This is a genomic window from Devosia sp., assembly GCF_965229025.1.
Classification (GTDB): Bacteria; Pseudomonadota; Alphaproteobacteria; order Rhizobiales; family Devosiaceae; genus Devosia_A.
The window spans coordinates 2,262,332-2,280,441 of sequence record NZ_OZ245853.1 but is presented as its reverse complement, the minus strand read 5'-3'; the positions used below and the strand labels follow the sequence as shown (position 1 = coordinate 2,280,441).

Annotated in this window: 15 protein-coding genes, 1 tRNA gene and 1 pseudogene; 8 read left to right on the top strand and 9 right to left on the bottom strand. The window is 64.1% G+C overall.

Translation table 11 applies throughout. From position 1 onward, the window contains the following. Nucleotides 1-103: 103 nt before the first annotated feature. The gene (locus ACO06J_RS11240) at nucleotides 104-1,411 is read left to right on the top strand and encodes a GH1 family beta-glucosidase (protein WP_421760802.1); all 1,308 of its coding nucleotides are present in this window, start codon (nucleotides 104-106) and stop codon (nucleotides 1,409-1,411) included. 684 nt (nucleotides 1,412-2,095) lie between these two features. Next, nucleotides 2,096-3,751 (top strand): alpha-glucosidase family protein, encoded by a 1,656-nt coding sequence (locus tag ACO06J_RS11235; RefSeq protein ID WP_421762493.1) that lies wholly within the window; start codon nucleotides 2,096-2,098, stop codon nucleotides 3,749-3,751. Between the two features lie 678 nt (nucleotides 3,752-4,429). Here ACO06J_RS11235 and ACO06J_RS11230 read toward each other — a convergent pair. The 4 genes and pseudogenes from ACO06J_RS11230 to ACO06J_RS11215 all read right to left on the bottom strand — a co-directional run. Further along, nucleotides 4,430-5,560, bottom strand: a pseudogene (locus ACO06J_RS11230) (ATP-binding cassette domain-containing protein); the annotation flags it as partial. A 4-nt stretch (nucleotides 5,561-5,564) separates the two neighbouring features. Beyond that, nucleotides 5,565-6,365 carry an ABC transporter permease gene (locus ACO06J_RS11225; protein WP_421760801.1) on the bottom strand — a complete coding sequence of 267 codons (801 nt, stop codon included), beginning with the start codon at nucleotides 6,363-6,365 and terminating at the stop codon, nucleotides 5,565-5,567. Next, nucleotides 6,362-7,234, bottom strand: coding sequence for an ABC transporter permease subunit (locus tag ACO06J_RS11220; protein ID WP_421760800.1), 873 nt, complete (start codon nucleotides 7,232-7,234; stop codon nucleotides 6,362-6,364). Before ACO06J_RS11220 ends, ACO06J_RS11225 begins: the two co-directional genes overlap by 4 nt. A 164-nt stretch (nucleotides 7,235-7,398) precedes the next feature. Next, complete coding sequence (locus ACO06J_RS11215) at nucleotides 7,399-10,395, bottom strand: ATP-binding protein (protein WP_421760799.1); 2,997 nt, start codon at nucleotides 10,393-10,395, stop codon at nucleotides 7,399-7,401. Nucleotides 10,396-10,617: 222 nt separating this feature from the next. On the opposite strand from ACO06J_RS11215, the gene ACO06J_RS11210 reads away from it, so the two are divergent. From ACO06J_RS11210 to ACO06J_RS11190, 5 genes are all read left to right on the top strand, one after another. Then, nucleotides 10,618-10,694, top strand: a tRNA-His gene (locus ACO06J_RS11210). Nucleotides 10,695-10,912: 218 nt separating this feature from the next. Beyond that, a complete protein-coding gene (locus ACO06J_RS11205; protein WP_421760798.1) occupies nucleotides 10,913-11,119 on the top strand; it encodes a cold-shock protein in 207 nt (68 codons plus the stop codon). A gap of 393 nt (nucleotides 11,120-11,512) precedes the next feature. Then, complete coding sequence (locus ACO06J_RS11200) at nucleotides 11,513-11,764, top strand: hypothetical protein (RefSeq protein ID WP_421760797.1); 252 nt, start codon at nucleotides 11,513-11,515, stop codon at nucleotides 11,762-11,764. Nucleotides 11,765-11,963: 199 nt separating this feature from the next. After that, a complete protein-coding gene (locus ACO06J_RS11195; RefSeq protein ID WP_421760796.1) occupies nucleotides 11,964-12,179 on the top strand; it encodes a hypothetical protein in 216 nt (71 codons plus the stop codon). 99 nt (nucleotides 12,180-12,278) lie between these two features. Beyond that, nucleotides 12,279-13,265 (top strand): magnesium transporter CorA family protein, encoded by a 987-nt coding sequence (locus tag ACO06J_RS11190; RefSeq protein WP_421760795.1) that lies wholly within the window; start codon nucleotides 12,279-12,281, stop codon nucleotides 13,263-13,265. Between the two features lie 75 nt (nucleotides 13,266-13,340). Here ACO06J_RS11190 and ACO06J_RS11185 read toward each other — a convergent pair whose 3' ends face one another. The 3 genes from ACO06J_RS11185 to ACO06J_RS11175 form a co-directional block, all read right to left on the bottom strand. Beyond that, nucleotides 13,341-15,236: a pilus assembly protein TadG-related protein gene (locus ACO06J_RS11185; protein WP_421760794.1), complete on the bottom strand. Its 1,896-nt coding sequence runs from the start codon at nucleotides 15,234-15,236 to the stop codon at nucleotides 13,341-13,343. Nucleotides 15,237-15,296: 60 nt separating this feature from the next. Next, entirely contained in the window at nucleotides 15,297-15,917 is a 621-nt protein-coding gene (locus tag ACO06J_RS11180; RefSeq protein ID WP_421760793.1) for a L,D-transpeptidase, read from the bottom strand. A gap of 166 nt (nucleotides 15,918-16,083) precedes the next feature. After that, nucleotides 16,084-16,527 carry a response regulator gene (locus ACO06J_RS11175; RefSeq protein WP_421760792.1) on the bottom strand — a complete coding sequence of 148 codons (444 nt, stop codon included), beginning with the start codon at nucleotides 16,525-16,527 and terminating at the stop codon, nucleotides 16,084-16,086. Nucleotides 16,528-16,577: 50 nt separating this feature from the next. Between ACO06J_RS11175 and ACO06J_RS11170 the strand changes: the two genes are divergently transcribed. Then, the gene (locus ACO06J_RS11170; RefSeq protein WP_421760791.1) at nucleotides 16,578-17,192 is read left to right on the top strand and encodes a DNA-3-methyladenine glycosylase I; all 615 of its coding nucleotides are present in this window, start codon (nucleotides 16,578-16,580) and stop codon (nucleotides 17,190-17,192) included. A 216-nt stretch (nucleotides 17,193-17,408) separates the two neighbouring features. Here the strand turns inward: ACO06J_RS11170 and ACO06J_RS11165 are convergent, their stop codons facing one another. Both ACO06J_RS11165 and ACO06J_RS11160 read right to left on the bottom strand, forming a co-directional pair. After that, a complete protein-coding gene (locus tag ACO06J_RS11165) occupies nucleotides 17,409-17,564 on the bottom strand; it encodes a hypothetical protein (protein ID WP_421760790.1) in 156 nt (51 codons plus the stop codon). Between the two features lie 87 nt (nucleotides 17,565-17,651). Continuing rightward, nucleotides 17,652-17,894 (bottom strand): hypothetical protein, encoded by a 243-nt coding sequence (locus ACO06J_RS11160; RefSeq protein ID WP_421760789.1) that lies wholly within the window; start codon nucleotides 17,892-17,894, stop codon nucleotides 17,652-17,654. Between the last annotated feature and the right edge of the window lie 216 nt (nucleotides 17,895-18,110).

The window sequence follows — 18,110 nt, the reverse complement described above, 5'->3', positions numbered from 1 at the left end:
TCAGGTGACAAGCGCGCCGGAGCCTGCTACCTGAAATCGATTACATCTGGCGCAATCAGGTCGAAAACGACCGGCCCAGCCAGCACCGTGCGGAGGAGAGACCATGTTTTCTATCGAGCGTAAGGACCTTGGCCCGAACTTCCTGTTCGGCACCGCCACCGCCGCCTACCAGATCGAAGGCGGGCAGGGCGATGGCCGCGGCCCCTCCATCTGGGACACGTTTTCCGCCACCCCCGGCAACGTCAAGAACGCCGATAACGGCTCGATCGCCTGCGACCACTACAACCGCTGGCCCGGAGACCTCGACCTCATCCGCGATGGCGGCTTCGATGCCTATCGCTTCTCCCTCTCCTGGCCGCGCCTCATCCCCGAGGGTACCGGCGCCGTCAACCAGCAGGGCGTCGATTTCTACGACCGCCTGATCGATGGCATGCTCGAGCGCGGCCTCAAGCCCTATGCGACGCTCTATCATTGGGATCTCCCGAGCGCGTTGCAGGACAAAGGCGGCTGGATGAACCGCGATATCGCCGGCTGGTTCGCTGACTACGCCGCCCTGGTTGGCTCGAAGTTCGGTGATCGGCTCGCCGCCACCGCGACCATCAACGAGCCCTGGTGCGTCGCCTTCCTCAGCCACTTCCTCGGCGTCCACGCCCCCGGCTATCGCGACGTCCGCGCCGCCGCCCATGCCATGCACCATGTGTTGCTGGCCCACGGCAATGCCATCGACGCGCTGCGCGGGCAGGGGGTCAAGAACCTCGGCATCGTGCTCAACCTCGAAAAGTCCGAGCCGGCGTCCGAAAGCGCCGAGGACCAGGTGGCCTTCGACTACGGCGATGCACTCTTCAACCGCTGGTATCTCGATGGGGTGTTCAAGGCCAAGTACCCCGAACTCCTCACCACCGCGCTCGCCCAGTATCTCCCTGCCGACTACGAAAAGGACATGGAGATCGTCTCCCGTCCGCTCGATTGGCTGGGCATCAACTACTACACCCGCGGCCTCTACAAGTCCGACCCCACCCGCCCGATCTTCCCCTACACCCAGGTCAAGGGCACTGAGGAAAAGAACGATCTCGGCTGGGAAATCTACCCCAACGGCCTCACCGATCTCCTGGTCCGTGTCAGCCGCGAATATACCAAGCTGCCCATCTACATCACCGAAACCGGCATGAGCGAAACCGACGACACCCGCCGGGTGAAGTTCTACGACGACCACCTCCGCGCTGTCGCCAACGCCCAGGCCCAGGGCGCCGACGTCCGCGGCTTCTTTGCCTGGTCCCTGCTCGATAACTACGAATGGGCCGAGGGCTATACGTCCCGCTTCGGCATCGTCCACGTCGACTACCAAACCCAGATCCGCACCCCCAAAGGCACCTACCGCGCCTTCCAGGGCATGCTCCACAACACGCGCTGAGATATTTCCCCGGCCCCGCCAGACTCCCTCCCCTTCTGAGGGGGAGGGCCAGGGAGGGCGTCAGCCAGCACAAGACCATCTGACAAACTCAGTATCTGTCGCACAGTTCTCACTCACCCACCGCGCGTCATCCCAGCGAATGCTGGGACCCATCCAACAGCCCGCGCAAACGGAAAGTTGGGTCCCTGCGTGCGCAGGGGTGACGCCGAGTTTGCGTGCGCTGTCAGTGACTTGGCACCACTTATCCCCACACCTTCCAGCAGTGCTACATTTCCCCCGTCCCCCACACGGACGCGGTCGCGACGAACGAACGGTGGGGGTATCGGGAGCCAGGGGAGTCGTCCTCTGGCGGGCCGATGGTATTGGCAACCGACCGACCGGTCAGGCTCCGTCTTGGTAACAAGTCGCGAGGCGCACCGGCCAGTACGCTCCCCGATGCCGGAGGCCTAACTCAGACCCCGATGATCCGGCGTGGCGACGGCCATACAAAATTGCGGACTACCCGCGTCGGCTTGTCGCCACGCCGGATCCGTCTACCCCCGAACCCCGAGGCCAACGGCCAGCGGGCGCTTTCGCACGTCACGATTGACTCTGGCCCCGCCTCCGCGCCAAACCACACCCATCCGCTCCCCCCGCGAGGATACTGCCTTGAGCCTTGTGCCGCCCACCGCCTCCGTCACCCCGATGACGGGTCCCAAGACCAATCCGGACGCCCCGCTCGACAAGAACTGGTGGCGCGGCGCGGTCATCTACCAGATCTACCCGCGCTCCTTTCAGGACCACAACGGCGACGGCATTGGCGACCTTGTCGGCATCACCGAACGGCTCGACTACGTCGCCGGCCTCGGGGTCGATGCCATCTGGCTCAGCCCGTTCTTCACCTCGCCCATGAAGGATTTCGGCTACGACGTCTCCAACTACCGCGACGTCGATCCGATCTTCGGCACGCTCGGCGATTTCGATCGCCTGCTCGAAAAGGCCCATTCGCTCGGCCTCAAGGTTATCATCGACCAGGTGATTTCGCACTCCTCCGACAAGCACCCCTGGTTCCAGGAATCCCGCCAAGCGCGCGATAATCCGCGCCACGATTGGTACGTCTGGGCCAACCCCAACCCCGATGGCACCCCGCCCAATAACTGGCTCTCGATCTTCGGCGGCTCCGCCTGGACCTGGGACAGCCGGCGCATGCAGTACTACCTGCACAACTTCCTCGCCTCCCAGCCCGATCTCAATTTCCACAACCCCGACGTGCAGGATGCGCTGCTCGCCGATATGCGCTTCTGGCTTGAGCGCGGCGTCGATGGCTTCCGCCTGGACACGGTGAACTTCTACTTCGCCTCCGAGGGGCTCGAATCGAACCCGGTCGTGAAGCCCGAGGATTTCAACGCGTCGACCGCCCCCGCCGTGAACCCCTACAATTTCCAGGAGCACCTCTACGACAAGTCGCGCCCGGAAAATCTCGAGTTTCTCAGGCGCTTCCGCGCTCTGCTCGACGAGTTCCCCGGCCGCACCTCGGTTGGCGAAATCGGCGATAGCCAGCATCAGCTCGAAGTCATGGCGCAATACACTGCCGGCGAAGACCGGCTGCATATGGCCTACACTTTCGACTATCTGGGCGGTGCGTTCGATGCCGGCCATTTCCGCAAGTCGATCGATATGACCGAGGCCCAGGCGCCCGACGGCTGGATCTGCCTCGCCTTTTCCAACCACGACGTCGTCCGCCACGCCAGCCGCTGGATGGCCAGCGGCGACCGTGAGGCCTTCTCGCGCCTCGCTGCTACGCTGCTCCTCACCATGCGCGGTTCAGTCTGCCTCTATCAGGGCGAAGAACTGGGCCTCACCGAAGCCGAGCTCTCCTACGAGGATCTGGTCGATCCCTACGGCATCGAGTTCTGGCCCGAGTTCAAGGGCCGCGACGGTTGCCGTACGCCGATGGTCTGGCAGTCAAACGCCCACCTTGGCGGCTTTACTACTGCCCCGAAAGCCTGGCTCCCGGTCCCCGCGGCCCATCTCGGCCACGCCGTCGATGCCGAGGAAAAGCGCAACGATTCAGTGCTCCACCACTACCGCGCCACGCTCGCCTTCCGCCACCAGCACCCGGCGCTGAGCAAGGGCAGCATCAAGACCCTCGATGCACCCGAAAATGTCCTGATGTTCACCCGCGAGGGCGACGGCGAGCGGTTGCTCTGCATCTACAACATGGGCACTGCTTCAGTTGATGTCCCCCTCCCACTCGGGATTGGTTGCCACCCCGCCGGGGCGCCCGGCGTCACCGTCGAGCCGGTCAATGGCGTCGTCAGCCTTGGCCCGCTCGGCATGTTCATCGGCCGCCTCGACTGAAGGCGCCACCACCTCCGGCGCCGCCTCAGGCGCCGGAGTGTCCTGCCCTGCAGATGGAGCCTCGGCCACCACGACTGGCTCGGATACCGGCTGTGGTACGGGCACGGGCCCTGGTTCGGACACAGGCTCTGGCTCTTGGACAGGTTCAGGCATGGCCTCAGCCACAGGCTGAGGGACGGGCACGGGAAAGGTCTCCGGGACTGGGGCAGGCTCTGGTTCTGGCACCGTCTCAGTCGCTGCCTCTTCAGCAACGCCGACAGGCACCTCGATCGTCACCTCAGTCTCGGGCTCGACGGCCGCCTCCGTAACCACTACTGCCGCCGGAATCGCCGCACTGATCGCCGCAATCGCCTCCTCGGCCGCAGCCGCCGTCTCGCTCATCACCGGCGCCTCGACAACTGCGGGGATCTCCACCACCGGAGGCACATACGGGTCAGGATAACGCGCCGCCACCAGCCGTGCCGTCGCTGCATGTTGCGGCGCCTCGGCGAGTTGCCCTGGCTTGCCGCCCTCGACGATCTGCCCCGCGTCCAGCACCAGTGCCCGGTCCGCCACCTGCCGGATCACTTCAAAATCCCGGCTGCCGAACAGCACCGTCAGCCCCTGGTCGGCCCGCACCCGGTTGAACAGCACGAGGAACGCGCTGCGCGCCACCGGGTCCATCTCGGCCGTCGGCTCATCGAGCACCATCAGCTTGGGTCGTCCCACCAGTGCGCGGGCCAGCGCCAGCCGCTGCAACTCCAGCACCGAGAACGCCCCCGGCAACTCGCCCAGCACCCACGGCCCCAGCTCCACCACCCGCAGCGCCTCAACCAGCCGGTCCGCCTGCTCCTCGACCAGCAATTGCTGCTCGAGCCGCAACGGTTCGGTCATCGACACGCCCACCGGCAGGTCCGGGTTGAACGCCGCCCGTGGGTCGGGAAAGACGAACGAAATACCCGCCAGCCCCTCGGGCGTCAGGTCACCGCCCCGGTAGCGCTGCCGGTTGAACAGCATGTGCCCGATGCTCGCCCGTCCGAGCCCCGCCACCAGCCGCAACAGTGTCGACTTGCCCGATCTGGCCGCGCCCACAAGGCCCACCGCCTCGCCCCGCCGCACCGAAAAGCTCACCCCGCTCAGCGCCGTATTCCCGGCCTGCCGCAATAGCGCATTCGCACCGAACCGCTTCGACAGGCCATTCACCTCGAGCAGGGGCTCCCCGATTGGGGGCCGCATCAGGGTCCGCGTCCGGGGGCGCTCCGCCGCCACCAGCCGCTGCGTCGCCTCGTGCTGGGGCCGCTCGCTCACCTCGGTGGCTGGCCCATCTTCGACAATCCGGCCCTCGCTCAGCACCGCCAATCTCGGCGCCACCGCTGCACCCAGCCGGATGTCCCGGCTCAAAACCACCAGGCTTATCCCCGCCATCCGGCACTGGGCTACAATGGCCCCAAGCAGCTCACGCTGCTCGGAGGGCTCAAGGTTTGCCGTCACCTCATCACAAACCAGCACATCCGGCTTGTGCGCCAACAGTGCTTCCAGCGGCGGTCGAACCGTCGCCGACAAATACGCAATGCGCTTGCCCCGCCACGCTGCCCGCCCGTGCTCGTCAACAGGGTACGCAGTGCCGCCCAGCGCCAGCCGTCCCGTTATCCGTGCGCCATCCGGCAGCAGCGCCGCAAGGCCCTGCGCCAGGAGCGATTTGCCACTCCCGGCCTCGCCGACAATCGCCAGCGCCTCGCCCTTGCCAAGCGTCAGGCCAATTTCGTGCAGTAGCGTCTGCCCGCCTAGGGTTACGTGCAGTCCTTCCGCCTCAAGCAAGGTCTCGGGCACTGGCTCAGCTGTCACGGCGTGCCCCCATCAGCCGCGACGCAGCAACGTTGAGTGCGAGCGCCAGCACCAGCCCGACCAGCCCCGGCGCCAATGCCGGCAGCGGCTTGAGCTGCAACAGCCCCTGCGCTTCCTGCAGCATCACGCCCAGGCTGATCGTCTGCGACGCAAAGCCGAGTCCGCCATATGACAGCGTCATTTCCAGCACCACCGCCGCCGCCAGGAGCCGCAGGCCGAGCCCGATCAACCGTGGCAGCAATTTCGGCACCACATGCCGCTGTGCTGCGGAAACCGCCGAAAGCCCGGCCAGCCGCGCCGCTGAAACAAAGTCGCGCTGCCGCAACTGGTCCAGTTCCCGCCGCGTCGCCTGCGTCAGTACCACGGCCCCCGGCAGCGCCACCGACAGGATCACCGTCACAAGGCCCGGGCTGCCCAGCGCCGTCAGCATCACGGCCATCAGCAGGGCTGGTGCGGCAAATCCTGCAACCGAATGCCAGGTCCTCGCCTGCGGCCACCCGCCCAGGCTGGCGAGCACCCCCGCAGGAACCCCGATCAGCAGGGCGATCAACCCAGCAAACAGGCTGGTCAGCACCGTCGCGCGCGTCCCGACCAACAATGCCGACAACACATCGCGCCCGGTCCGGTCCGTTCCGAGCCAATGTTCGGCCCCGGCATCGGCCAGCGGTGTCCCCAGGGCCGTCTCGGCATATGGCGTCCACGCTGCAGACATCAGGGCAGGGATGGCAATGGCAGCCGCGAGCACCAGAGCTGCAACCAGCGCAGCATCATGCCACCAGCGGCGCGTCATTTCCGCAACTCGCGATCAACCAGCAGCCGGCTCAGGTTGCTCACCAGCACCAGGCTCGCCCCCGCAACGACCATCACAAACAGGCTGCCGCGTAGCAGCACCAGGTCGTGCACCGCCACCGCGCCAAGAATCTGCCGCCCCAACCCTGGGAGATAAAACACGTTTTCCACCATTGCCGCGCCCGCGAGGATCGACACCCACTCCCTGCCGAGCCGTGCCGGCAGCGCCTGCACCACGGACGTCCAACCCAGCGCCCACGCCGCCGCTTGTCGGGTTTCGCCCCTGGCCCGCCGCGTCTCGATGGCCTGCGCCTCGGCTCCGCGGGCAAAATCGCGCCGCACCGCCAGCGCCGTCTGTGCCGCATGCGGCAGGCCCAGTGCCAATGCTGGCAACAGCAGCGACCCCAGCGATCCCATTGGGCTGCTCCACGGCACAAATCCGCCTGCCGGCAGCAGTTTCAGGCCCAGCGCCAGCCCCAGCAGCAGCACCATGCCCAGCCAGAACGGCGGCACCGCCTCGAGCACCAGAGCGACCGCGCTCGCCAAGCGGTCGGCGATGCGTCCCCGCGTCGCCAGCAATCCCAGCCCAAGTCCCAACAGTTTGGTAGTCACCAGCGCCAGCAGCGCCAACGGCAACGTCACCACCAGCCGCTCGGCTATCAGGCTGCCTACCGCAGCATTCTGGCTCACAGCCGTGCCAAACTCACCCGTGAACAGCCCGAAAAGCAACGAAACCGGCCGCAGCCATGAGGGCGTCTCAGCGCTGCTCGGCGCGTTCGGCAGCACATCCAGCAACAGTCCGAGCAGCAAGGCGGCACCAACCACCACTGCCATGAACACCAGCAGTTGGCGCAGCACAAACGCCCTCATGCGCACTCCGCCTGGTGCGGAGCCGTACCCAAAACAGGCCTTTGGCGCAGAACGCTCAATGCCGTTGCCGATCGCGTGAGAGATGAACTCAACCCATGCCGAGCTTAGCCAAGGTGCCAGCAATTTCCAATGCTTGCAGCACTTTCAGTCACAAGGCAAATGGCTCAGCGGTGGACGAGGTCCGCCGGGATGAGGAGCGAGAACAGCGTGCCCACCCCCGCCGTCGGATCGACCGACAGCGACAGCGCGTTCACGGCGAGCAGCGAGCGCGTCAGCGCCAGCCCGACGCTCGATCGCACCGGCGCCAGAGTCTCACCGTCCTTGCCGATGCCATCCCGAAACACCACGAACCGCTCGCCAAGGTCACTGCGGCTCTCGCCGCTGTCGCGGACATTCACCACCACGGCACCGTCGTCTTCCTGCTGCGCCGAAAGGATCACCGAACCGCCGACCGGCGTCTGGTCGATGGCGCTGGCGAGGAGGTTGAGGATCGCCTGCGTCAGAGATGCGGCGTCCGCCGTGATCCGTGGCAGGCTCTCCGACACCGCGCTGCGTACCAGCACCCGCGCCTCTGCAGCCTGCGTCCTCACCCGCAGCACGCAGCTGTCGAGCAGCTCCACGAGGTCGATGTCGTTGGCGGCGGGCGTGTAGCGGCCGTCACGCAGCCGCGCATAATCGTCCAGTTCGTCAACGAGCGTGGCAATCTCCAGCCCGGCCGTCCTGATGTCGCGGGCATGTTCGCCATGCCGCTGGCTTTCTGCGCTCCCCGGCGGGGCAGAGCCGATGATCTCGGCAAACCCGATAATCGTGTTGAGCGGCCTCCGCACCCCCCTGCTGATCCGCACCAGCATCGAGGGTTCGATGTCCTCGCCTGGACGCGGCGAAGCGGATACCGCCGTCGGGGTCGCTGCAGTTGCGACCTTTCGCACAAAGCCGAAATAACCCGCGACAATCCCCGCCTGCCCTTCGGCAAACAAGGCCAGCTCGGTACCGTTGCGAGTCCCGGGCAGCCGGATGCCTGGCCGCGCCGTCTCGGCGAAACGGGCCGGCCGTTCAAGGAACAGTTTGAGCTCGCCCAATGCACCCGGTTCAACCAGCGCCGCGACAGGCTTTCCAACGAGGTCGGCTTCGGTCAGCCCCAGAACGATCCGTCCATGCAGCGAAACCGTCGTGATCATCCCGGCCCGATCGGTCGCGATGAACCCTTCTTCGCCGACATCGGCAGAAAGCTCGGCAAAGGCCCGCACCGCGCCTTCATGCCCAAGCTGCGGCCCAGCAGAGCTGGCCGACAGCATCAGCGCAGGCTTGCCGTGCCAGGTGATCGATTGCAGCCGTGCATTGACTGCAGTCAGCGACCCATCGCGCCGCACCAATTGCGTCACCGGTCCCGCGCCTGTCGCATCCTCGGCCGGAAAGATCGACGTGAGCCCACCAGCGCGGACACTCTCGATGCTGTCATGCCCGGTCAACTCGGTCAGCGCCCGGTTGGCGAACAACACCTGCTGGTCTCGAAACACCAGAATCCCGAGCGGCAGCCGGTTGAGGATGAATGTCTCGCCCGCAAGGTTGATCAGCGACCCTTCGGCGCTGGCCGTGGCCGGGCGCTTTTCAACGCTGGCGGCACCGGCCTGCGGATTGGTCACTCGGTCGCTGAGAATGCGGCTCAGCTCATCGAAATTGTAGCGCGACACCCGGTCCACGGTCTCCGGGTCGGGCGCCGGTTGCGGCGCCTCGACCGGCTCCGGCTCTTCTTGGGGCTCGTCCGTCACCGTCGCGTCATCGCTCAGCGGTACAAAGCCCCGCCCGATCACGCGCCACGTCGTCGCACGCTCGGCCTCTGCCTCGCTCGCTTCGTCGGCCTCGGGTTCAACCGGGTCTCCATCGAGCGTCACGGGCACTTCGGCATGCTGCACGACTTCATTCTCGGCAGCTGGCTCCAGTGTCAGTTCCGCTGTGACCTCTCCTGCGGGCAGGTCCGCCGCATAGTCCGGCTCGTCATTGGCATATTCAATCAACGCGCCAATCGCATCGAAGGACACGACATCGTCGATCTCCATCGGCTCGCCAGCCAGTTTCGCCGGCGTTTCGATGGACTCGGTTTCGCTCAACGCCGGAGCGTCTGCGAAATCAGGGTCAACACCCTCATCGGCGCGCACGTCACCGATCTCAACCGGCGCTTCCGGCGCGGCTTCGACGAACACCGTTTCCGGGATCTCAGCCGGAGGGCCAGCAAAAGTCGCATCCGCTTCGGTCAGGGTGCCGTAAAGGCCATCATCGTCAGCCAGGCGATCAAACAGCGATGCCAGCGTTCCCGGCACTTCGGGCTCCGCCGGGGGCAGGGGCTCGACCCAGTCTTCGGTTCCGTCAGTTGGCTCGCCGGCGGGCTCGTGATCCACCGGCACCGGCTCCTCGGGGCCAAGCCCAAGCGGCAACAGCGGCTCGGGCGGCGCTTCAACCGCTCCGCGCTCAACCTGCGGATCGGTTCCCTCGTCGGCGCGAACGTCTTTGAGGCTCGGCGCTTCAGCAGCGGCAGGCTCGAACAACAGCAGCAGCGCGTCATGCGGGCTGGCCCGGTAGCGCGTCAGCGTCACGGGCTCGCCGCCAATGTCCACTACGCCGCTGTCGCTTGGCGGCAGGGCAGGCAGCCCCTCGCTCTCGATCTGTCCGGCATAGCGCTCAAGCGCCACGCGGGAGCCTGTGGCAACCTGGCTGTCATCACTGATCAGCAGGAACTCCGAGCCCTCGGGAAAAAGGCTAGAAGACATCGGATCGACCTGCCCCGGGGCCTGCGCCTCCAGCAATTCAGGCTCGATCGCGTCGACACCCACGATCAGCAGCACCTGGGCGTTGCCGGGCAGCTCCAGCGGCGTGCAGGTGCACGTGGTGGAGATCGGCCGGTCCCCAGCCAGAAACTGTATCCGGCTGAGACTCGATCGGCCGAGCGAGCCAAGCCGGATCAACCGGGCGATCTGCCCTTTGATCGGCACCGCCTCAGCCAGTTTGACGCCGTGCTTCTTGATCCTGCCATGGAAGAACCGAGCCGCCTCGTTGCGCCACAGCAGCTTTTCGCCATCCTGCGACCAGAGCCATGCCGGGCGCACGTCTGCCCAATGCACCAGCACACGGCGCGCCGTCGGCGATTTTATCCAATCTGCGTTCACGCACACTCTTCCCGGTCTGTCCCAAATTGGTACAAACCGCACTCGGAACTTAATAATGCCTTAGATATCCCGGGGCTCCGCGCCGGTCCATATCCGCAGGCTCCAACGCCGCCTCATTCGCTGCCGATGGTTAAGTTGGGTGCTTTTCATGCACTGCGAAAACGGCCAATTTCGTATCTTGCCAGCGCCGATAAGGGAAACTATGGTCCGGCCGAATTTCAGGCCGCCTTAGCTCAGTTGGTTAGAGCGCTAGATTGTGGATCTAGAGGTCCCCCGTTCGATCCGGGGAGGCGGTACCAGAAAGCCTTCCAGGCGCGGTGCAAACCACACCTTGCTATCGGCACCCATCCTCCCTATATAGACCGCATACGTTTTAGCCTCCTTGGCTCCTGACCTCCCGGTCATCCGGTTGTTTGGTTTCCCTGATTTGCGAGCGTTTAGGCCCCGATCTGCATGTGCAGGCGGGAACGAGACGGTTTGCCTCAGGGCCCGGCCTCACAATCGAAAGGTACGAGCCATGATCACCGGCGTCGTCAAGTTCTACAATTCCACCAAGGGTTTTGGTTTCATTCAGCCCGCCGACGGCAGCAAGGACGCTTTCGTCCACGCCACCGCTCTTGAGCGTGCTGGCATCTCCGGCCTGGCCGAAGGCCAGAAGGTGACCTACGACCTCGAAAACGGCCGCGATGGCAAGGTTTCCGCAGTGAACCTCTCGCTCGCCTGAGCCAATCTGCCGGATGCGCCAACAGCGCGTCCGGCTCTCTCCCTCCCGCCACTGCGCGGTTGAGGCAATCGAAAGCAGATCCGGCCTCTGAGTCGGATCGATAAAAAGACAACATGACACATATCGACTACTCAGCTCCCGCCGAGCTTTACCTCGGCCGCGACTGGGAAACCGCTGCCGCGCAGGGCCCGAGGGCCTTCCGGACGACAGCCAATGCCCTCCGGTTTGCGCTGGAACAAGCCGCGCCGGTCAGCCTGCGTGGCGCTCGCCTCAGGATCGGCTCCGACGTCTATCTCGGTGCAGACCTGGCGGACCTCTATCGCAGCCCGCTCTATCCCCTGCCGCGCTCACAAGCGCAGCCCCGCACCGTCCACCGCCCAAAAGGAGCTCGAAATGGACAGTTTCAACTACGGCGCCATGGCCGAACTCTATCCCAGCCGTCGCTTCGCCAAGTCGCAGCAGGCCCAGTATCGGCGCTTCAAGACAGCCGCTGAGGCCGTTCGTTACATGATCGAGGATATGCCGAGCTCCTGGCTCCCAGGCTCCTTCCTCGAAGTCAACGAGCAGCGCTTCGAAGGCCATTCCATCCGCGCCCTCTATGAATCGGCCGACTATCCGCTCGAGCGGCTGGAAGTCGTCGCTTAAGCCAGACACAGAGGTGGGACGCTTGGCGCCCCACCACCATTCCTCAGGCCCTGCCGAGGACCTCCGCGCTCGCCGCCTCAATTTCACCTCACCGATTAATCGAAGATGAACGCGCGGTTGGCCGTCTGTTCAACGCGAATGGTAGAGGATCGAAATCGCGCTTGGCACGTTTCTGTCTGAGCGAAAGCGAGGACCCACCATGAAGCGGCGCCTACAATCTCTGAGCGTTGTATCCACCACGAGCGAACGCATCTGGCAATTGCCGCGCCGAGCGATCCGTCGTCCGGTCGCCGTCGCGCCGGCAGATCACCCAGAACTGCCGATGCTGGTGCAATTTGAGGGTCTGACCAAGGCCGAACAACGCGCGGCGGTGGCTGGCTTTCCGGGCGGCCGCCGGTTCATTCTGCTGAACTGATCGACGCGCCGGGCAATCTTACAAAAACATCACTCGCCAGCGCGCAAAGCCGGTGCTAAGGCGGCCGCGCATCACCGGTTTTCGGCGGGGGCATCCATAATGCTGCGAGTGTTTTCGCGCGTCGGCGACCAGTTGGCGCAGTCTTCGGGTCTGGTCGAGGAACCAGGCAAACAGATCATCTGGATCGACCTGTTCTCCCCCAGTCCGCAGGAGGGCAAGGAGGTTGAGGCGTTCCTCGGCCTGGTCATCCCCACCCTCGATGAGATGAAGGAGATCGAATTCTCCTCGCGTCTCTATTTCGAGGACGATGCGGAGTTCATGACCTTCACGCTTTTGCATGCACTCGACACCGAGGATGTGCAGAAGACCCCGATCACCTTCATCCTGAAGCGTAATGTGCTGGTGACGGTGCGCTACGCCGAGCCCAAGCCGTTCATGGCCTTTTTGATGCGGGCCCAGCGCAATCATACCGTCGGGTACGAGACCGGCGAAGGCGTGATGCTCGGGCTGATCGAGGCCGTCGTTGATCGAGTGGCTGATGCGCTGGAGCGGATCAGCACCGAGGTCGATGGGCTCTCGCACCAGGTGTTCCGCAACGGCGCAACCCGCGCGAACAAGAAAACCAATGACCTCGAAAGCGTCATCTCGCAGATCGGCATCAAGAGTGACCTGGTGACCATGATCCAGGAGAGCCTCGTCAGCATCACTCGCCTCGCCGCCTATCACTCGGCTGCGGCCGGTCCGGAGCGCAAGGGTGCCAAGGACCCGAACCGGCAGCGCACCAAGCTGGTCGAACGCGACACCGCCTCGCTCCGCGAACACGCGACGTTCCTGTCGTCAAAGCTGACGGTGCTGCTTGATGCGACGCTGGGCATGATCAGCGTCGAGCAGAACAAGATCATCAAGATCTTCTCGGTCGCCGCCGTGGTCTTCCTGCCGCCAACGCTGATCGCGTCGATCTACGGCATGAACTTCCACCTCATCCCCGAGTTGAGCTGGGAGTTCGGCTACCCCTTCGCCATCGGCCTGATGATCCTCTCCGCCATCCTGCCCTACCTCTATTTCAAGACCAAGGGCTGGCTGTAGCAGCGGAGCGGCGCGTAGCGCCGGGTGAGGGGGCCTTCTTTGAAAGCCCCCTGCAGGGAAGAGAAATATCCGGCCCTACTGCGACAGGCGCAGGTTGGAGAGCTGGTCGGCGATGGTCTTGAACACCGTCACCAGTTCGGCAGAGGTGGTCGGGAAGAACGCCTTTGAGGAGTCCGTGGCGCAATCGGTCAGCATGTCCTCGGTCTTGGTGTTGGGTGGGCTGAGGCCGATTGTATAGATTGTAATGCCGGCCAGCTTGGCATTGGCGCACGCTTCTACAGCCCTTGTATCCATTGCTGCGGTGACTTCGGCATCACTAGAAGGCTCGGGATAGGTCGTGCTGTAAATACGGCCGTTGTAACCCCACGAGGGCGAGCCCGGGTAGCCGTACGGCATGTAGCCATTCGCCTTGTTCATATTGGACGAATTGTAGCCGTTCACGGTGTTCTCGCCGTCGGTCATGATGATCATGACCTTTGCAGTTGCAGCATCGTACGCCAGACCTTCGGTCAATGGTTCGCCCGGAGACAGCATGTGGAAGCCCCAGATCGCCCCCTGGTGCACATTGGTGTAGCTCTGGGACGACATGGCGTTGATCGCGGTACGAACCGTCGCCTTGGTGGCAGTCAGCGGCGTCAGTGGATTGGTGGGGCAGTCTTCGTTCGGGCCAGCGCTGCTGCTGGCCGTTCCCGTGTACTTGCACAGGCGCTCCTGAAGCTCGCGATCCGAGAAGGTGTATGAGCAGGTACGAGTGTAGGTGTTGTTGTAGCGCGAAGGGTTGCTGCCGGAGATCTTTGAGCCGATGTACGAGTCCGTGCAGTTCTTGGGCTGACCATTCACGGTGGCGGGCTCAGTCGCCGCCGCCGGCGTGACATTGGCTCCATCCTTGTCCTTCTGCACAGTCGTGGTCGTTGTCGTTCCGGTGCATGTGGCGTTGTTGAAGTTGGTCGCGTTGCCATTGCCATTGAGCGTGCAGGTGGTCTTCGCGATAGTCTTGACCCAGCTGCCTTGGTCTTTGTTGGTGCAGGCTGCGGGTCGATCTGTGAGATAGCTGTTCGTGTAGCCCGAATCAGGCTCATCCGGCGCAAACTCAGGGATAAACAAGGTGTCTGGAGTTGCTGTGCTTGGTGCGGTGTCGTTGGTATCGTAAGGATACTTCCGCGCCTCGACGCAGCCCTGCCAGGTCACCCCGATGTTATTGTACAGCGTGAAGCGGTTGACCGTACCGGTATAAGTTGTCGCGTCATTATCATCGCTGTCGAAATTGTCGTTGGCGAAGCTGTTGAGTCCGGTCTGGTCCATCCAGCCTGCGGTCTTGTTCCCGGGGCCGACGTTGACGAAGCCAGTGAACGGCACAATGCCGATCTTCACGTTGGTGTTGGTAGCAGCGAGCGGGTCTGTCGCCGTGAGCGTTGCGGTAGCGCAATCGGTGATGTTGTTGTAGAGCACGTCCATGGCGCAGCGCGCCGCGATCTTCAGGTTGGTCATGCGGCTGTAGCTCGCCATAGACCCCGAATTATCAAGCACCATCGCCACTTCGAGGTTGAGCCGCTTGCGCGTCGCCTCGGAGACGACTTTGGCCCGGATGGTGGGGAAGCCGACGAGGGCCACGAACGCCGTCGGCACGACAATCGAGGCGGTCAGCTTCAGCGTCCCGTCGGTCAGGTTGATGTTGACCGTATCGACCGAGGCTGTGATCGCCGCATCGTTGAGCCGTTCGGTCAGCAGTTGCAGTGCTTTGGGCTTGATGGTGGTGGCAGTGACGCCCGTCGTGAAGATCGTCGGCTGCAGCCCCAGCGCTGCCGAATCGAGCGCCTGCTGCGCGCGGGTGCGGGCCTGCTCGATCGCGGTGAAATCCACCACCGCGCCCGCCGTCGCGATCAAGACGATCGCCAGCAGCGCGAACATGATCGCAAAAACCCCGCGTTCGTCGGAGCGGAAGCGTTGTACCAGCCGGTAGAGATTGCGCATGACGCCTGAAGCCCGCCAAAACCTTTGGAAATCAGGCTTCAGGATGCCGCAAATTCCTAACTAAAGAACAATCACCTTGGCGCCAATTTTCACGCGCTCGTAGAGATCCTCGACGTCGTCGTTGACCATCCGGATGCAGCCGGACGACACATCATGGCCGATGGTCCAGGGCTCATTGGTGCCGTGGATGCGATAAAGCGTCGAGCCGATATAGATGGCGCGCGCACCCAGCGGGTTGTTGATACCGCCTGCCATATGCGTGGGCAGGCCCGGCCGCCGCTGCCGCATCTCAGCCGGCGGTGTCCAATCCGGCCATTCGCGCTTGTTCGACACGTGGTGCGTGCCGCTCCAGGAAAAACCATCCTTGGCCGTGCCGATGCCGTAGCGCAGGGCTTTCCCATTGCCCAGAACGAGATAGAGGAATTTTTCTTCTGTCGCGACGACGATGGTGCCGACAGGTTGGGTGGTCTGATAGGGCACCACCTGGCGCATGAACTTGGGGTCGAGCCGCACGGTCTTCGCGCGCAATTGCAGCCCATTGCGCGGGGTGCCATCGCTCAGCGTCATGCCCGGCGGCGGCGCAAACAGGAACTTGGCAGCCGATTGGGCCAGATCGACCGAGCCCAACAGGGCAAGCAGAACCGCAGCACCGCTCAGCGCGGCGCGAGACGAACGCAGCATGTTCAACACTCGTGGATGGTGGAGCCCGGTTGGGCGACTGGGACAAGTTATTGAGCATAATGAGAAACGGCCGGTGAAGCGGCGTGGTTAAGGATGGGTTGCGGGTATTCACGGGGCACCCCTTTCCTTCTCCCACAGGGGGAGAAGGCAAGCGGGCGATCGCTCCCTAAAGCAGCACCTGGCCATCATCGGTATCACCGAGGTCCGCCGGCAACTGCCAGCCACTGGGGATCAAGCGTCCCAAAGCGGATGAAACATGGCTCACCGTGAACGGCTTGGTCAGCACCTCATTGGCCCCAAGCTCCCGCGCCTTGGCGATGGTCTCTCGATGCGGATAGGCGGTGATCATGATCACCGGTAGCCGCCCATGATGCGAAAATCGCGGATCGCGGATCACTTCGAGCAGCGCCGCGCCGTTCATGTCCGGCATGTACCAGTCCATGAACATCACGTCGTAGCGTTGCGCGAGGATCGCACCGACGGCCGCGGCACCACTGCCCAGCTCATCGATATTGCCGAGGCCGAGCTTGCGCAGGGTTGTCGCGGTGGCAACGCGCGCATACGCATTGTCGTCGACAACCAGCGCCTTGAGGCGACTCGGAACGATCACGGATTTTTGCCCCCCAACGGCTGGGCACAACTATTGATGGGGAAGCCTTTATGTCAATTGCGACCGAACAGCGCCGCTGCAGCTGGGCGGGCTCCGATGCCCTGTACCAGGACTATCACGACAACGAATGGGGCCGCCCGGTCACCGATGACAACCGCCTGTTCGAAAAGCTTTGCCTCGAAGGCTTTCAGTCCGGCCTCTCCTGGCTGACCATCCTGCGCAAGCGCGAGAACTTCCGTGCTGCCTTTGTCGGCTTCGAGATTTCGCGCGTCGCCGAAATGGGCGATGCGGACATCGAGCGCCTTGTCCTCGATGCCGGCATCATCCGCCACCGCGGCAAGATCGCCTCGACCATCAACAATGCCAGGCACGCGCTGGCTATCCAGCGCGAGTTTGGTTCGCTCGCCGCCTATATCTGGCAGTTCGAGCCCCGCCGCAGCCCGGACGCACCGGGCGCGATCCCCGCCGAAACCGAAGCCTCCAAGGCAATGAGCAAAGACCTCAAGAAACGCGGCTTCTCCTTCGTCGGCCCCACCACCTGCTACGCCTTCATGCAGGCCATGGGGCTGGTGAACGATCACACTGAGCAGTGCTTTTGCAGGGGTGATGCAGAAGCCGCGCGGGCGGCGCTGGTGGTGCCGGTGGCGGTGCCGAAAGGGCGGTGATTTGGCGTCGTCGGCGCCAGCGCTCGCGGTGGTTCCCTTCCCCCCTTGAGGGGGAAGGTGGCGCGCAGCGCCGGATGAGGGGTGTCGCAACACCTTGGTGTTGCGCGATCCGAGCGTAGCGAGGAGCGGTCCTTGCGGAGGAGAGAACCCCTCATCGGCCTTCGGCCACCTTCTCCCACAAGGGGAGAAGGCAACCGAGAGGCCAGCGCCAGGCACCTAAGGCCGCTGCATCAGCATCGCCATCATGTGCAGCCGGGTGGTTTGGCCAACCGTCGGCACGCCCTTGTCGGGCGGCTTGCTGGCGTCCTTCGGCGGGAGTGTTTTCTTGCGTCGTCGCAATGGCGTCATGGCTCTCAAAATCTGGACAAGCATTCTCGTTTCCGGACGCGTCGCGTGCCGGCTCCTTGTTTGATTCAAACGGGTGTGGCGGCCCTGCCGCAGAGGGCAGGGCGCCTTAAGTTACTGGTGGTCCCAGTATTTGCTCCCCGGCATTTCGGGCGGCAGCCCGAGATCCTGCCGGAGATGCGGCGGCACAGGCGGCGATTTGCCCCGTCGCACCGGCCGCAGCGCGCGCCGGAGCAGGGCCCTGGCGCGTAACGTGGCAAGCAGCAGCTGCAGCTTGCCGAAAACGCCCTTCGGCTGGCGAGCGTCGTAGAAATGAACGGGGCGCGTTTCCGCCCGGCCTTTGAGGTCGAGAGTCATGATGGCGATCCGGGCACACGCCCGGTCCTCTGATGATGAGTCGGTTGGGGGACCCGCGGATCGCCGGATGCGCAAAAGCATCCGCCGCCGAGGGCCGGTTCAGGTTTGGACTAGGGTGTTGAAGAGCCGGTCAGGCTGCCCAAAACGGGCAAAACGTCAGTGGTGACGAGGACCGGTTCGATAGGCGCCTGAGCCACAGAGGGCGGTGAACTGATT

What these genes read in the sequence shown, in the direction of transcription:
- ACO06J_RS11165 (WP_421760790.1), bottom strand. Translation starts at nt 17,564, where the DNA reads ATGCTTGTCCAGATTTTGAGAGCCATGACGCCATTGCGACGACGCAAG.
- ACO06J_RS11170 (WP_421760791.1), top strand. Translation starts at nt 16,578, where the DNA reads ATGTCAATTGCGACCGAACAGCGCCGCTGCAGCTGGGCGGGCTCCGAT.
- ACO06J_RS11220 (WP_421760800.1), bottom strand. Translation starts at nt 7,234, where the DNA reads ATGAGGGCGTTTGTGCTGCGCCAACTGCTGGTGTTCATGGCAGTGGTG.
- ACO06J_RS11205 (WP_421760798.1), top strand. Translation starts at nt 10,913, where the DNA reads ATGATCACCGGCGTCGTCAAGTTCTACAATTCCACCAAGGGTTTTGGT.
- ACO06J_RS11180 (WP_421760793.1), bottom strand. Translation starts at nt 15,917, where the DNA reads ATGCTGCGTTCGTCTCGCGCCGCGCTGAGCGGTGCTGCGGTTCTGCTT.
- ACO06J_RS11160 (WP_421760789.1), bottom strand. Translation starts at nt 17,894, where the DNA reads ATGACTCTCGACCTCAAAGGCCGGGCGGAAACGCGCCCCGTTCATTTC.
- ACO06J_RS11185 (WP_421760794.1), bottom strand. Translation starts at nt 15,236, where the DNA reads ATGCGCAATCTCTACCGGCTGGTACAACGCTTCCGCTCCGACGAACGC.
- ACO06J_RS11190 (WP_421760795.1), top strand. Translation starts at nt 12,279, where the DNA reads ATGCTGCGAGTGTTTTCGCGCGTCGGCGACCAGTTGGCGCAGTCTTCG.
- ACO06J_RS11225 (WP_421760801.1), bottom strand. Translation starts at nt 6,365, where the DNA reads ATGACGCGCCGCTGGTGGCATGATGCTGCGCTGGTTGCAGCTCTGGTG.
- ACO06J_RS11195 (WP_421760796.1), top strand. Translation starts at nt 11,964, where the DNA reads ATGAAGCGGCGCCTACAATCTCTGAGCGTTGTATCCACCACGAGCGAA.
- ACO06J_RS11240 (WP_421760802.1), top strand. Translation starts at nt 104, where the DNA reads ATGTTTTCTATCGAGCGTAAGGACCTTGGCCCGAACTTCCTGTTCGGC.
- ACO06J_RS11235 (WP_421762493.1), top strand. Translation starts at nt 2,096, where the DNA reads ATGACGGGTCCCAAGACCAATCCGGACGCCCCGCTCGACAAGAACTGG.
- ACO06J_RS11200 (WP_421760797.1), top strand. Translation starts at nt 11,513, where the DNA reads ATGGACAGTTTCAACTACGGCGCCATGGCCGAACTCTATCCCAGCCGT.